At 65.1% G+C, this 14,870-nt stretch carries 16 protein-coding genes; all 16 read left to right on the top strand.

What is annotated here, in order from left to right; genetic code table 11:
• Positions 1–213 precede the first annotated feature (213 nt).
• Complete coding sequence (locus BCCGELA001_RS16915; protein WP_008551891.1) at positions 214–408, top strand: hypothetical protein; 195 nt, start codon at positions 214–216, stop codon at positions 406–408.
• Between the two features lie 176 nt (positions 409–584).
• Positions 585–1,325 (top strand): FadR/GntR family transcriptional regulator, encoded by a 741-nt coding sequence (locus BCCGELA001_RS16910; RefSeq protein WP_008551893.1) that lies wholly within the window; start codon positions 585–587, stop codon positions 1,323–1,325.
• A gap of 50 nt (positions 1,326–1,375) precedes the next feature.
• On the top strand, positions 1,376–2,275 hold the full coding sequence (locus BCCGELA001_RS16905) for an NAD(P)-dependent oxidoreductase (protein ID WP_008551896.1): 900 nt from the start codon (positions 1,376–1,378) through the stop codon (positions 2,273–2,275).
• Positions 2,276–2,285: 10 nt separating this feature from the next.
• Positions 2,286–2,969, top strand: a complete 684-nt coding sequence (locus BCCGELA001_RS16900; RefSeq protein WP_008551898.1) for an amino acid ABC transporter permease — start codon at positions 2,286–2,288, stop codon at positions 2,967–2,969.
• 7 nt (positions 2,970–2,976) lie between these two features.
• Positions 2,977–3,645: an amino acid ABC transporter permease gene (locus BCCGELA001_RS16895; RefSeq protein ID WP_060737692.1), complete on the top strand. Its 669-nt coding sequence runs from the start codon at positions 2,977–2,979 to the stop codon at positions 3,643–3,645.
• Position 3,646: 1 nt separating this feature from the next.
• The gene (locus tag BCCGELA001_RS16890) at positions 3,647–4,405 is read left to right on the top strand and encodes an amino acid ABC transporter ATP-binding protein (protein WP_008551904.1); all 759 of its coding nucleotides are present in this window, start codon (positions 3,647–3,649) and stop codon (positions 4,403–4,405) included.
• A gap of 21 nt (positions 4,406–4,426) precedes the next feature.
• Complete coding sequence (locus BCCGELA001_RS16885) at positions 4,427–5,221, top strand: transporter substrate-binding domain-containing protein (RefSeq protein WP_060735842.1); 795 nt, start codon at positions 4,427–4,429, stop codon at positions 5,219–5,221.
• Between the two features lie 66 nt (positions 5,222–5,287).
• Positions 5,288–5,734 (top strand): ribose 5-phosphate isomerase B, encoded by a 447-nt coding sequence (rpiB, locus tag BCCGELA001_RS16880; RefSeq protein WP_008551908.1) that lies wholly within the window; start codon positions 5,288–5,290, stop codon positions 5,732–5,734.
• Positions 5,735–5,747: 13 nt separating this feature from the next.
• On the top strand, positions 5,748–6,665 hold the full coding sequence (locus BCCGELA001_RS16875) for a ribokinase (RefSeq protein ID WP_060735841.1): 918 nt from the start codon (positions 5,748–5,750) through the stop codon (positions 6,663–6,665).
• A gap of 57 nt (positions 6,666–6,722) precedes the next feature.
• On the top strand, positions 6,723–7,451 hold the full coding sequence (locus BCCGELA001_RS16870) for a sulfite exporter TauE/SafE family protein (protein WP_060735840.1): 729 nt from the start codon (positions 6,723–6,725) through the stop codon (positions 7,449–7,451).
• Positions 7,452–7,467: 16 nt separating this feature from the next.
• Positions 7,468–8,913, top strand: coding sequence for a DNA repair protein RadA (gene radA / locus BCCGELA001_RS16865; protein WP_060735839.1), 1,446 nt, complete (start codon positions 7,468–7,470; stop codon positions 8,911–8,913).
• 167 nt (positions 8,914–9,080) lie between these two features.
• The gene (locus tag BCCGELA001_RS16860; RefSeq protein WP_008551921.1) at positions 9,081–9,710 is read left to right on the top strand and encodes a CvpA family protein; all 630 of its coding nucleotides are present in this window, start codon (positions 9,081–9,083) and stop codon (positions 9,708–9,710) included.
• Positions 9,711–9,738: 28 nt separating this feature from the next.
• Entirely contained in the window at positions 9,739–11,262 is a 1,524-nt protein-coding gene (purF, locus tag BCCGELA001_RS16855) for an amidophosphoribosyltransferase (RefSeq protein WP_060735838.1), read from the top strand.
• A gap of 176 nt (positions 11,263–11,438) precedes the next feature.
• Positions 11,439–12,179: an SDR family NAD(P)-dependent oxidoreductase gene (locus BCCGELA001_RS16850; RefSeq protein WP_060735837.1), complete on the top strand. Its 741-nt coding sequence runs from the start codon at positions 11,439–11,441 to the stop codon at positions 12,177–12,179.
• An 81-nt stretch (positions 12,180–12,260) separates the two neighbouring features.
• A complete protein-coding gene (locus BCCGELA001_RS16845) occupies positions 12,261–13,409 on the top strand; it encodes a hypothetical protein (RefSeq protein ID WP_060735836.1) in 1,149 nt (382 codons plus the stop codon).
• Positions 13,410–13,579: 170 nt separating this feature from the next.
• The gene (locus BCCGELA001_RS16840) at positions 13,580–14,806 is read left to right on the top strand and encodes an ABC transporter substrate-binding protein (protein ID WP_060735835.1); all 1,227 of its coding nucleotides are present in this window, start codon (positions 13,580–13,582) and stop codon (positions 14,804–14,806) included.
• Positions 14,807–14,870 lie beyond the last annotated feature (64 nt).

The raw sequence follows: 14,870 nt of genomic DNA, 5'->3' as shown, positions 1-14,870 counted from the left end.
GCGTGGAAAATTCCTAGACCCACCTCCGGATAGACGAGCGCCCGCATCGGGTTCAGGTCAAGGAAAGTTCAAGCCGATCGCAAGGATGGTGAAGCCAACGATCACCGCGTAGAACTTCGGCGCTTCCGCACAACACGATACCTGCGCGAAGCGGACGGGATGATTTTAGGAACAGGGAAAGCGACGTCGCGTTCAATTTCCTTTGGGGTTTGAATGCTCAAAGCCGAGGAATGCCGGACGCTCGCCGCGCAATATCGCGCGCGTGCCAACGATCGAAAATCGGCGAAGCGCCTCGCCAATGTCCTTCTGAGTGTTTCCAACGCCTACCTCGCTCTGGCGAGCCAACTGGACCTCCTTGCGTCGGTCGAACACCAGGAGAGCGCGAGGACGACCGGTCGGGACGTCTAAGCTGAGCCGTCGCAGACGAAGCTGACACGGAGCCGGCGGCGGCGCCGTGAAGCCGTACCACTGCCGCGCCCCGCGACGCCTGCTGAGCCCTGCCGATCTCTCCGGGATGAAGCCTCTTGACCTCCGCGTTCTGGTAAGCATACTGGTCTTACCAAGATCAGACCAAAGAGACAGGGATGGAGCTCAAGCGGGCCACCGAGGGCGAAAAGGGGTTCGAGAAGGTGTTCGCCTTCTTGCGCGAACGCCTCCTCGCGGGCTCGCTCAGGCCGGGCGACCGCCTGATCTCGGAGCGCGAGCTCGCTACCCTGCTCGGCGTCAGCCGGCCGATCGTGCGCGAGGCGCTGCGCGCCCTCACCGTGCTCGGGATCGTCGAGATCCGCGACCGCATCGGCACCGTGGTGACGCGGCCGGATGTCTCGGTGTTGAACGACTTCTTCACCTTCGCGCTCGCCCAGCAGGCCGACATGCTCGACGACGTCATGCAGGCGCGCGTCGCGATCGAATGCCAGGCGATCCGGCTTGCCTGCGAGCGCGCCAACATCGCCGATTTCGAACGGCTGCAGCGTGCACTGGCAAAGATCGGCGAGACGATCGACGAAGCGGATGCCGGCGGCATGGCCGATTTCGACTTCCACCGCGCCATCGTCGTCGCCTCGCATTCGGAGACGCTGAGCGTGCTACACGCCTCGATGGCGGGCCTGTTGACGCATTCGCACCGCAACCGCCGCAAGCTGGTGCAGGCCTTCCCGTCGATGAAGACCTACCTCGTCGACGATCACCGCCGCATCTTCGACGCGCTCATCGCGCGCGACCCGGAGCGCGCGGATGCGACGCTGCGCAAGCATTTCGCCATCGGTGACGAATACCGCAGACGCGCCATCGTCGGCGACATCGACAAGACCAGTGCCTCGGGCTGATCGCGCAAGCTTCGACCGAGACGTCTATCAACAAGAAACGGAAAGACGACATGGGACGGAACGACAAGGGCAATGTCGGCTTCATCGGCATCGGCACGATGGGCCGGGAGATGGTGCGCAACCTGCTGGTGGCAGGCCACGCGGTCCGCGTCTTCGATCTGAACGAAGCTGCGGTGTCGGACAGCGTCCAGCAAGGCGCGACCCGCGCGAGCAGCCCCGCCGATGCGGCGCAAGGCGCCGATATCGTCATCACCATGCTGCCCGACACACCGCATGTCGAGGCGACGATCTACGGCGAGCAGGGCCTCTTGAAGTCTCCTCCGCGCGGCAAGCTGATCGTCGACATGAGCACGATCTCGCCGGTTGCCGTCCGCCGCATCCATGCCGACCTGCAACAGACGGGCGTCAGCTTCATCGACGCGCCGGTCTCGGGCGGACCGGTGGGCGCCAAGAACGCTGCGCTTTCGATCATGGCCGGCGGCGATGCCGACGCCTTTGCCAAGGCCGAGCCGTTCTTCCGTGCGATGGGCACGACCATCACCCATGTCGGCGCATCCGGCGCCGGACAGACCGTCAAGCTGTGCAATCAGCTGATCTGCGGCATCAACATCCAGGCGATCTGCGAGGCGCTCGCGCTCGGCCGCGCTTCGGGCATCGATCTCAATCTGCTGCGCCGGGTGCTGCTCGGCGGCTCCGCCGCGTCCTGGATGCTGGACAAGCTCGGCCCCGCGATGATCGCGGGCGACGCATCCGCCGGCTTCCGCATCGATCTGCAGCTCAAGGACCTTCGCCTGGTGCAGGAGCATGCCCAGGCGCTCAACGTGCCGCTGCCCGGCACGGCGCTCGTCACCAGCCAATATGTCGATGCTCGCGCCCATGGCGAAGGCAGCAACGGCAACCAGGCGCTGTTCCGCGTCTATGACCGCATGACAAACCAGACAACCGGCTGACCCTGACACGATGAGCCTCCAACTCGACTTTCCCGCAGTGCTGGAGCGTTGGCCAAGCTTTCTGGCCGGTGCGGTGCTGACGCTGGAGTTGGCATTCTTCGCGACCGTGCTCGGCGCCCTGCTTGGCACGCTGGCGGCAGTCGGGCGCGGTGCGCACAATTCGCTGATATCAGGCGCCTGCAAGGTCTATGTCGAGACCATCCGCAACACGCCGCTGCTGGTGCAGATCTTTCTGGTCTATTTCGGCCTCGCCAGCCTCGGCCTGAAATACTCCGCCTTCACCGTGGCGGTCGCGGCGCTGACCATCAATGTCGGCGCCTATACCGCCGAGATCATGCGGGCCGGCTTCGAAGCGATCCCGCGCGGGCAGATCGAGGCCGCCGAAGGGCTGGCGCTGTCGCGCTTCCAGATCTACTGGCACATCATCCTGCTGCCGGCGGTCGAGAAGGTCTATCCGGCACTCACCAGCCAGTTCGTGCTGTTGATGTTGGCCTCCTCGGTCTGCTCGCAGATCTCCGCCGAGGAGCTCACCGCGGTCGCCAACTACATCCAGTCGGACACCTATCGCGCCTTCGAGACCTACATCATCGTCGCCGTGCTCTATGTCATCCTGTCGCTGGTGATGCGAGCCGGCTTCTGGGGCCTCGGCCTCGTCCTTTTCCCGCGCCGGCGCCGGCTCGGCACGCCATTGTGAGATGACCATGGGCGGACATCTCAACATCAACCATCTCATGTTCCTCGGCCAGGGCGCGCTCTGGACCATTGGTCTGTCGCTGATCGCGCTGATCGGCGGCGGCATCGTCGGCTTTGTGATCGCGCTGGCGCGGATCTCGCCGCTGAAGTCGGTGCGGATCGCGAGTGCCGTCTATGTCCAATTGATCCAGGGCACACCGCTGCTCGTCATCCTGTTCCTGGGGTATTTCGGCCTCGCTGCCATCGGCCTCAAGGTCTCGCCGCTGGTCGCCGCCGGCGCCTCGCTCACGCTCTATGTCGCCGCCTATCTCGGCGAGATCTGGCGCGGCTGCATCCAGTCCGTGCCGAAGCCGCAATGGGAGGCCGCGGAAGGCTTGGCGCTGAGCCGGACCCAACGCATGGTCAAGGTGATCCTGCCGCAGGCGATCCGCATCGCCACGCCGCCGACCGTCGGCTTCATGGTGCAGATCATCAAGAACACCTCGCTCGCCTCCGTGGTCGGCTTCGTCGAGCTGATGCGCTCGGGACAGATCGTCAACAACTCGCTGTTCGAGCCGTTCGCCATCTACGCCATCATCGCCGTCACGTACTTCGCCATGTGCTACCCCCTGTCGCTGTTCAGCCAGAGGCTGGAGCGGCGGATGGGGCGTGGCAGGTCCAACCTCGCAACAGCCTGACATGCAGCAAAACGCCCCCTCCTCCGAATCGATCGTGTCGCTCCACAACGTGCAAAAGAGCTTTGGCGCGCTCCGCGTGCTCGACGGCGTCTCCTTTGCCGTCGCGCGCGGCGAGGTGCTCGCCCTGATCGGCCGCTCCGGCTCCGGCAAGAGCACGGCGCTGCGCTGCATCGACCGCTTCGAGAAGGTCGACGGCGGCGAGATCGTGGTCTGCGGGCATCGCGTCGACCGCCCCGATGTGAACTTGCGCGCGCTGCGCCAGGACGTCGGGATCGTGTTCCAGAGCTACAATCTGTTTCCGCACCTCACCATCGAGCAGAACATCACGCTTGCGCCCTGCGCGGTGAAGGGCATGGCGACGGGCGAGGCCAAGGACCTCGCGCGAAAAGTGCTGGCGCAGGTCGGGCTCGAGGAGAAGCTGCACGCCTATCCCGAGCAGCTCTCAGGCGGCCAGCAACAGCGTGCCGCGATCGCCCGCTCGCTCGCCATGCAGCCGAAGGTGATGCTGTTCGACGAGGTCACCTCCGCACTCGATCCCGAGCTCACCGGCGAAGTGCTCAAGGTGATCGAGCAACTCGCGGCCGACGGCATGACCATGGTGATGGTCACCCACGAGATGGGTTTCGCCAAGGGCATCGCCGACCGGATCGTGTTCATGCATCGCGGCAAGGTCCACGAGACCGGACCTGCCTCGATCCTGACGTCGCCGACCACGCCCGAACTCACGCAATTCGTGGGGACGGGAAACCTAAAATCATAACAGGGAGAGGAGAACCAAGGGATGACCAACAAGATAGTGCTAAGGACGGCAGCCGCGTTGTGCGGCCTCATCATGATGGCGGCGACGCCCGCGTCGGCCGATCTGCTCGACGACATCATGAAGGCGAAGAAGATCCGCATCTCCACCGACCTCGCCATCCCGCCCTCGGGCATGATGGACAGCACCATGAAGGCCACCGGCTCCGACGTCGAAGTGGCGCAACTGCTCGCCAAGGACTGGGGGCTCGAGCTGGAATTCATCCAGACCACCGGCGCGACCCGCATCCCCAACGTGCTCACCGGCAAGGCCGACATCATCATCTCGACCCTGTCGGTGACGGCCGAGCGCGCCAAGGTGATCGATTTCACCAAGCGCTATGCGACGCTGCAATCCGACGTCGGCTGCCTGAAATCGTCGACCGTGAAGGACTGGCCGGACCTGAAGGACAAGTCGATCGGCGTCTCGCGCGGCACGACGCAGGACACCACTCTGTCCAACATGAAGGACAAGGACCTCAAGATCGCGCGCTATGACGACGACGCCACTATGGTGACGGCGGCGGTGTCGGGCCAGGTCGACTGCGTCGGCTCGTCCGCGACGATCATCAATCAGATCGGCGTGAAGAACCCCTCGCGCGTGTTCGAATCCCGGATCCCGCTGGCGACCTTCGACCTCGCCATCGGCCTGAAGAAGGGCGAGCAGCCGCTGATGGACAAGCTCAACGCCTGGATCACCGAGAACGTCAAGAACGGCAAGCTCAACGCCATCTACAAGAAATTCCACGGCGTCGACCTGCCGCCGGATATGCGCAGCTGAACGGAAGAACGCCGTGGCAGTCGCACGCGACTGTCACGGCTATTTCAAGATCAAGAAGGACATCACATGCGTCTCGTCATCGGATCCGACCACGCCGGCTGGCCACTGAAGCAGACCGTCATCGACTACATCCGCAAGCTCGGCCACGAAATCATCGACGTCGGCTCCTATGACGACAAGCCGGTGGATTTTCCCGACATCGCCCGCGCCGTTGCGGCGAAGGTGACGTCGGGCGAAGCCGCGCGCGGCATTATGGTGTGCGGCACCGGCGTCGGCGCCTCCATCGCTGCCAACAAGATGAAGGGCATCCGCGCCGCGGTCTGCCACGACGTCCATTCCGCGCATCAGAGCGTCGAGCATGACGACGTCAACGTCATGTGCATCGGCGCGCAGATCGTCGGCGCCTGGCTCGCCGTCGATCTCGTGTCGTCGTACCTGTCCGCCGAATTCTCCACCGACGAGGATTTCCGCCGCCGCGTCGAGAAGCTACGCGTCATGGACGAGCAAGGCTGACGGGCTCTCCGCCATGATCCTGGTGTTCGGGTCGCTCAACATCGATCTGGTCGCGCAGGTCCCGGTGATTCCGGGTCCCGGCCGGACGGTGCTGGCGCCGTCCTACCGGACCCATTTCGGCGGCAAGGGCGCCAACCAGGCCGTTGCCGCCGCACGGATCGCCGGACCTGGACGCGTGCGCATGGCCGGCCGTGTCGGCCGGGACGGATTTGGCGACAGCGCGATCGAGAACCTCAGGGCCAACGGCGTCGACGCCGATCTCGTCGCTAGGGCCGACGAGCCGACCGGCTGCGCCTTCATCACGGTGGATCAGGCCGGCGAGAACGCGATCACGGTGGCGAGCGGCGCCAATATCACTGCGAGCGCCGGAGATCTTCCTGCCGAGCTGTTCGATTCCGACACTGTGCTCGTGCTTCAGATGGAAGTGCCCTTCGCGCAGGCGCTGGAAGTCGCGCGCAGGACGACATTGGCCGCTGGCACCGTCGTCTGGAATCTCGCGCCCGTCCCGGAGAGGATGACCCGTGAGATGGTGACGGAGCTTCTCGCCGTGACCGACCATCTCCTCGTCAACGAGCACGAGGCGCTGGACGCCGCCGACGCCATCGGCCTCGCTCCGCCCAGTTACGAGGCCGCCGCCGCGGACCTCGCCAGGGCCGGCGATCTCACGTGCATCGTGACCGCCGGTGCGCAAGGCGCGCTGGCCGTGACGGCAGAGGGCACCCGCCTGCGTGCGGCCGCCCCGCGCATCACGCCGGTGGACACGACCGGCGCCGGCGACACCTTCGTCGGCGCGTTCGCGGCGATGATCAGCGAAGGCGTATCGCTGCAACGCGCGCTCGAAGTCAGTTGCGAAGCCGCCGCCTTGAAATGCCTCAAGGCCGGCGCCCAGACCGGCATGCCCATGCGCAGCGCGATGGGCTCCCTCGCCTAGCACGGATCGCCGATATCCCTGCCCGCGGCTAAACTCTCCCGATTCGTGGAGGCTGTTTTGGCCTTTCTCTTCGTCCTTATTGTCGGCCTCATCGCCGGCACCATTTCCGGCATCGTCGGCACCGGCTCGTCGATCATGCTGATGCCGGTGCTGGTCTATGCCTATGGGCCGAAGGAAGCGGTGCCGATCATGGCGGTGGCCTCCGTCATGGCCAATTTTTCGCGGATCCTGGCGTGGTGGCGCGAGGTCGACTGGCGGGCCTGCGTGGCCTATTCGGTGACGGGCATTCCGGCCGCAGCGCTCGGCGCACGAACGCTGCTGGCACTGCCCGCGCACGCGGTCGATCTCACCATCGGCGTGTTCCTGATCGCGATGGTGCCGGTGCGGCACTGGCTGGCGCGGCATGATCTCAAGGCCAATCTCTGGCACCTCGCCATCGGCGGCGCCATCATCGGCTATCTCACCGGCATCGTGGTCTCGACAGGCCCTCTCAGCGTGCCGCTGTTCCTGTTCTACGGCCTGTCCAGGGGTGCCTTCCTCGCCACCGAGGCGGCCTCCTCGCTCGGCCTCTATTTCGCGAAGTCCGTGACCTTCGAGCGTTTTGGCGCGCTGACCATGGATGTCTTCGTCAAAGGCCTGATTGCCGGTTCCTCGTTGATGTCGGGCGCCTTCATCGCAAAGCGCTTCGTGATGCATCTCAAGCCGGAAACCTTTCGCCTGGTGATGGACGCGATCATGGTCGCCGCCGGTCTCTCCATGCTATGGAACGCGACGCACGCCACCTGAGCACGATTGACGTCCCATGGCCAAGAACACGCTTTCCTTTGTCTGCCAGAACTGCGGCGCGGCCTATAACCGCTGGCAGGGCAAGTGCGAGTCCTGCGGCGAGTGGAACACGCTCGCCGAGGAAGACACCAGCGGCAGCGTGCCGGTATCGATCCGCTCCAAGCGCAAGGGCCGCACATTCGCGCTGGAGAGCCTCGCCGGAAAGAGCCCGGATGCGCCGCGCCTGTCCTCGGGGTTGAGCGAGCTCGACCGCGTCACCGGCGGCGGTTTCGTGCGCGGCTCGGTGCTGCTGGTCGGCGGCGATCCCGGCATCGGCAAATCGACGCTGCTGACGCAAGCCACCAGCATGCTGGCGCGCGCCGGCCACCGCATCGTCTACATCTCAGGCGAAGAGGCGGTCGCGCAGGTGCGCCTGCGCGCCGAGCGGCTCGGGCTGTCGGATGCGCCGGTGCAGCTCGCTGCCGAGACCTCGGTCGAGGACATCGTCTCGACGCTGTCGGAGGGCGCGGTGCCCCGGCTGATCGTGATCGATTCGATCCAGACCATGTGGACCGACACCGTGGAATCGGCGCCCGGCACGGTGACGCAAGTGCGTGCTTCGGCGCAGGCGCTGATCCGCTTTGCCAAGAAGACGGGCGCGGCCATCATCCTGGTCGGCCATGTCACCAAGGACGGCCAGATTGCCGGCCCTCGCGTGGTCGAGCATATGGTTGACGCCGTGCTGTCGTTCGAGGGCGAAGGCTCGCAGCAATTCCGCATCCTGCGCGCCGTGAAGAACCGGTTCGGCCCAACCGACGAGATCGGCGTGTTCGAGATGACGGGTCTGGGCCTGCGCGAGGTCACCAACCCCTCCGAGCTGTTCCTGTCCGAGCGCGATCTCGGCACGCCCGGCACCGCCGTCTTTGCGGGCATCGAAGGCACGCGGCCCGTCCTGGTCGAATTGCAGGCGCTGGTGGCGCCGACCTCGCTCGGCACCCCGCGCCGGGCCGTGGTCGGTTGGGATCCGAGCCGGCTCTCGATGGTGCTGGCGGTGCTGGAAGCCCATTGCGGGGTCAAGCTGTCCGGCCACGACGTCTATCTGAACGTCGCGGGCGGCCTGCGCATCCACGAGCCTGCGGCGGACCTTGCCGCTGCCGCGGCGCTGGTGTCGTCGCTGGTTAATGCGCAGTTACCGACGGATGCGGTCTATTTCGGCGAGATCTCGCTCTCCGGCGTGGTCCGCCCGGTGGCGCAGACCCCGGCACGGCTGAAGGAAGCGGCCAAACTCGGCTTCCAGCGCGCCGTGCTGCCCGAATCGGCCCGCGGCGAGACCGGCGGCGATGCCGGATTGTCGCTGAACGCGGTCAACAGCCTGACGACGCTAGTCGCCGAAATCGCCGCCCGCGGCTCCCGTCGGGGCGAATCGAACGGGCCGGCCGAAAAAAATGCCACACCGGCAAGATTCCGCCGCGGAGATGGTTAGCCGGAGGTGACGCCGGAGGCCTCCGCCGCTATACAGCCGTCACAAAGCAGCATGGGATTGCGTGGTTGCGGCCTTGCCGGGAACGCCGTCTGCCCCTCTTTTAAGGCAGCGGCCAAGCACCGATTCGCTAGAGCACCTTTGAGAGTACGAGCGGACCAGACCAGCCGATGCCAGTAACCATCCTCGACCTGATCCTGCTCGGTGTGATGCTGATCTCGGGCCTGCTCGCCATGGTCCGCGGCTTCATGCGGGAAATCCTGTCGATCGCCGCCTGGGGCGCCGCCGCGATCGTGACGCTGTACTCGTTCTCGAAGCTGCTGCCGACCGCCAAGACCTATTTCAACAACGACACGGTCGCGAGCGTGGTCGTGGTCGCCGGCGTGTTCGTGGGCACACTGGTCGTGGTTTCCGTGATCACGGTCCGCATCTCCGACATGATCCTGGATTCGCGCATCGGCGCGCTGGACCGCACCCTCGGCTTCCTGTTCGGCCTTGCTCGCGGGCTTTTGATCGTCGTGGTCGCCTTCCTGTTCTTCACCTGGCTGGTTCCGGACAAGCAGCGGCCCGACTGGGTCACCGGGGCCAAGTCCCGCGTGGTGCTCCAGGGAACCGGGGATTGGCTGATGGCCCTCTTGCCCGACGACCCCGAGAACACCATCTTGAAGAGATTCAAGAAAAACAAACCAGATGATGAACAAGCTGAATCCGAGCAGCAGCCTTCGGGCAGTGGCGACGGGTACAGTAAATCGGCTCGTGACGGCATGAAGAAGCTGATCGAGAAACCTGCGGCGCGTTGATTGGCCCCTAAAGAAAGGCGCGGACGAGATGCGACACCCTGACCAGGACGCCCAGCTTGATCTCGATCCAAGGGCCGGTTCGGGCCCGGCCGCGCTCGAGCTACAGGACGATCTGGAGGGGGATACGCTGCGCGAGGAATGCGGCGTGTTCGGCATCTACGGTCATCCCGATGCCGCCGCGATCACCGCGCTCGGTCTCCACGCTCTCCAGCACCGCGGTCAGGAAGCCGCCGGCATCGTCTCCTACGACGGCAGCCGCTTCCACTCGGAACGCCGCCTCGGCCTCGTCGGCGACACCTTCTCCCGCCGCGAGGTGATCGACCGCCTGCCCGGTAATGTCGCGGTCGGCCATGTCCGCTATTCCACCACCGGCGCCACCATCCTGCGCAATGTGCAGCCGCTGTTCGCCGAGCTCAATGCCGGGGGCCTTGCCGTCGCGCATAACGGCAACCTCACCAACGGCCTGACGCTGCGCCGCGAGCTGGTCAGGCACGGCGCGATGATGCAGTCGACCACCGACACCGAGGTGATCCTGCATCTGGTCGCGCGCTCCAAGCGCAGCCGCTTCATCGAGCGCTATATCGACGCGCTGCGCGAGATCGAAGGCGCATATGCGCTTGTCTCGCTGACCAACAAGAAGCTGGTCGGCGCACGCGATCCGCGCGGCATCCGTCCGCTCGTGCTCGGCGAGCTCGACGGCTGCCCGATCCTGACCTCGGAGACCTGCGCGCTCGACATCATCGGCGCGCGCTTCGTGCGCGACATCGAGCCCGGCGAGGTCATCGTGTTCGACGAGAACGGCCAGGACATCCACAAGCCGTTCCCGCCGATGGCGCCGCGTCCCTGCATCTTCGAATACATCTACTTCTCCCGCCCGGATTCCATCGTGCACGGCCGCTCGGTCTACGAGGTGCGCAAGAACTTCGGCGCGCAGCTCGCCCGCGAGAGCCACGTGCCGGTCGACGTCGTGGTGCCGGTGCCGGATTCCGGCGTGCCCGCCGCGGTCGGCTACAGCCAGTTCTCCGGCGTGCCGTTCGAGCTCGGGATCATCCGCAATCACTATGTCGGCCGCACCTTCATCCAGCCGACGCAGGCGATCCGCGAATCCGGCGTACGCATGAAGCATTCGGCCAATCGCGCCGCGATCGAAGGCAAGCGCATCATCTTGATCGACGATTCGCTGGTGCGCGGCACCACTTCGAAGAAGATCGTGCGCATGATGCGCGATGCCGGCGCGACGGAGGTGCACTTCCGCCTCGCCTCGCCCCCGATCCTCTACCCTGACTATTACGGCATCGACCTGCCCGACCGCGGCGGCCTTCTGGCGGCGACGCATTCGCTGGAGGAGATGCGCGAGATCATCGGCGCCGACTCGCTCGCCTTCCTGTCGATCGACGGCATGTACCGCGCCATGGGCGAGCCCGGCCGCGACCCCGCCAATCCGAAATTTTCGGATCACTGCTTCACCGGGGCGTATCCGACGCATCTCACCGACCAGACCCAGACCGAGCAGCAGCCGCGGCAATTGTCGCTGCTGGCGGAGGCGAGCTGACGCCTGTCGCCTTGGGGCGCGCATTAGAGGCCCTTTTTTCGTCATGGCCGGGCTTGTCCCGGCCATCCACGTCTGTAATACCCGCCGCAAAGAACGTGGATGCCCGGGACGTAGGCGAGCGGAAGCGACGCCCTCCTTCAGACGGCTACGCCCGGGCATGACGGAAGTATTCGACGATGACAAAACCCCTCACCGACCGCATCGCTCTCGTCACCGGCGCCTCGCGCGGCATCGGCTATGCCACGGCCATCGCTCTGGCAAAGGCCGGCGCGCATATCGTTGCGGTGGCGCGGACGCAGGGCGGGCTGGAAGAGCTCGACGACGAGATCCGCAAGGACGGCGGCAGCGCCACCCTGGTGCCGCTCAACCTCACCGATTCCGACGGCATCGCGCGGCTGGGTGCCGGCCTGCATGAGCGCTACGGCAAGCTCGACATCCTCGTCGGCAATGCCGGCGTGCTCGGCCCCTCCTCGCCGGTCGGCCATATCGAGCTGAAGGCCTTCAACGACGTGATGGCGGTGAACGTCTCCGCGAACTTCCAGCTGATCCGCTGCATGGAGCCGCTGCTGAAGCAGTCCGATGCGGGCCGCGCCGTCTTCATCACCTCGGGCGCCGCCAACAAGGCCACCGCCTATGTCAGCCCCTACGCAGCGTCGAAGGCCGCGCTGGAAACCCTTGCGCGCGCCTGGGCGCAGGAGACCGCGAACACGAAGCTGCGCGTCAATCTGTTCAATCCCGGCCCGGTCCGCACCCGCATGCGCGCGACCCTGATGCCGGGCGAAGACCCCGAGACGCTCGATACGCCCGAGCAGGTTGCCGAATTCATCCTGCCGATGTGCGCGCCCGACTGGACCGAGACCGGCAAGTTCTACGACTACAAGACGCGCAGCCTGATGAGCTTCCGCTCGCCGGCCTGATTGACTCCATGACCTCCCCGCGATTGACTGCGCGCGCCTAAGCGGCAGTAAGCCGCAAGGCCAACAATAAGGGAGGTCGCCATGGCACCACGGCATGATCGCGCAAGCCTTGCGCGGGCGCTCGCGAACGTTTCTCACGCAATTTCGCTTCTGATCGCAGCCGTCGCCTTCACGCTTCCGGGCATGGCGAGCGCAGGCGACATCCCGACCTTCGCGGTCGATCCCTCCTGGCCGAAGCAGCTGCCGAACAATTGGATCCTCGGCCAGGTCGGCGGCATTACTGTCGACTCGCAGGGCCACATCTGGGTGATCCATCGCCCGCGCTCGCTCACCGACGACGAGAAAGGCGCAAGTCTCAACCCGCCGCGCTCCAAGTGCTGCGTGTCGGCGCCGCCCGTGCTCGAATTCGACAGCGACGGGAACCTGCTGCGCTCATGGGGCGGCCCAGGCCAGGGCTATGAATGGGTCGGCCGCGAGCACGGCATCGAGGTCGACGAGCGCGGCTTCGTCTGGGTCGGCGGCAATGCCGACAACGACAACGCGATCCTCAAGTTCACGCTCGACGGCAAGTTCGTCGCCCAGATCGGCAAGTTCGCGCCGAGCCTCGGCAGCAACGACACGACGCAGCTCGGCAAACCCGCCGAGACCGCGATCGACAAGGAAGCGAACGAGATCTACATCGCCGACGGCTATGGCAACCGCCGCGTCATCGTGTTCGATGCGACGACGCTGGCCTACAAGCGGCATTGGGGCGCCTACGGCAACAAGCCGAACGATGACAAGCAGGCGCCCTATGATCCCAAGGCCCCGGTTGCCCAGCAATTCGGCAATCCCGTCCACTGCGTGAAGCTCGCCAATGACGGGCTGGTCTACGTCTGCGATCGAATTAACAACCGCATCCAGGTGTTCAGGAAGGACGGCACCTTCGTGAAAGAATTCTTCTACGAGAAGAACACGCTCGGCAACGGCGCCGTGTGGGATATCGCGATCTGGCCGGATGCGATGCAGACCTATCTGCTCAGCGCCGACGGCGAGAACAACGAGATCCGGGTGATCAAGCGCGAGGACGGCAGCGTCGTCGGCAGCTTCGGCCATAATGGCCGCAATGCCGGGCAATTCCACTGGGTGCATGCCATGGCGATCGATGCCAAGGGTAACGTCTATACCGCCGAGGTCGACACCGGAAAGCGCATCCAGAAGTTCAAGCTGACATCGGACGCGCTCAAATAGCGCCTTAACGCATTTTGACCAAAAGTTAACCGACGGATGACGCTTCGACGCAGCGTCATCCGGCTTTAGGCGGATTGCCGCCGCCCGTGGGACAGGCTAGAGCCATCAGCCGGAACAAAGGCTCCACCCAAGAGAGCCGTCCGCATATTTGACAATGGAGGAAGTCTTTCATGATGACGACGTTCGCACGCCACACCGCCGCCTTTCTGGCCTGCGCCGCTTTCGGTTTTGCCACATCCGCCCAGGCCCAGGACAAGACCGTCAAGATCGGCGTGCTCAACGACATGTCCAGCCTCTATGCCGACATCGGCGGACCGAACTCTGTGGTCGCGATCAAGATGGCGGTCGAGGATTCCGGCCTGCTCAAGAAGGGCTGGAAGATCGAAGTCCTGAGCGGCGACCACCAGAACAAGCCTGACGTCGGCGTCAACATCGCCCGGCAGTGGATCGACAACGAAAAGGTCGACGCGATCGCGGACACGCCAAGTTCCGGCGTGGCGCTCGCGGTGAGCAACCTCGTCAAGGAGAAGAATGCGGTGCTGCTCAATTCGGGCGCGGCCACCGCGGACCTCACCGGCAAGGCCTGCACGCCGAACACGGTCTCCTACACCTACGACACCTACATGCTCGCCAATGGCACCGGCAAGGCGCTGACCAAGGCCGGCGGCGACAGCTGGTTCTTCCTGACTGCCGACTACGCCTTCGGTCATGCGCTGGAGCGCGACACCGGCGCGGTCGTCACTGCCAATGGCGGCAAGCTGCTCGGTGGTGTCAAGCACCCGCTCAACACCGCGGACTTCTCGTCCTTCCTGCTTCAGGCGCAATCGTCGAAAGCCAAGATCATCGGCCTCGCCAATGCCGGCGGCGACACCACCAACGCCATCAAGCAGGCCGCCGAGTTCGGCATCGTCCAGGGCGGCCAGAAGCTCGCGGCGCTGCTGCTGTTCATCAACGACGTGCACTCGCTGGGCCTCAAGACTGCGCAGGGCCTGACCTTCACCGAGTCGTTCTACTGGGACCTGAATGACAAGACCCGCGAATGGTCCAAGCGCTTCGCGGCACAGGCCAGCAAGAACGCGATGCCCTCGATGACCCAGGCCGGCAATTACGCCATGGTGCTGCATTATCTGAAAGCGATGGAAGCGCTCGGCGGCAATCCGCGTGATGGCGCCAAGGTCGTCGCCAAGATGAAGGAGCTGCCGACCGACGATCCGCTGTTCGGCAACGGACCTCTGCGCCAGGACGGACGCCGCCTCATCCCGGCCTATCTGTTCGAGGTGAAGAAACCCGAGGAGTCGAAGGGTCCGTGGGACTATTACAAGCAGATCGCCACGATCGCCCCGGAAGACGCGGCCAAGCCGCTCAAGGACAGCGATTGTCCGCTGGTGAAGAAGTGACCGCGTAGCGGTCATCGCAAAGGTCTTGACGGCGTCATGCCCGGGCTTGTCCCGCCTGCGCGGC

This window comes from Bradyrhizobium sp. CCGE-LA001, assembly GCF_000296215.2.
Classification (GTDB): domain Bacteria; phylum Pseudomonadota; class Alphaproteobacteria; order Rhizobiales; family Xanthobacteraceae; genus Bradyrhizobium.
This window is presented reverse-complemented; position numbering and strand designations above follow the sequence as displayed.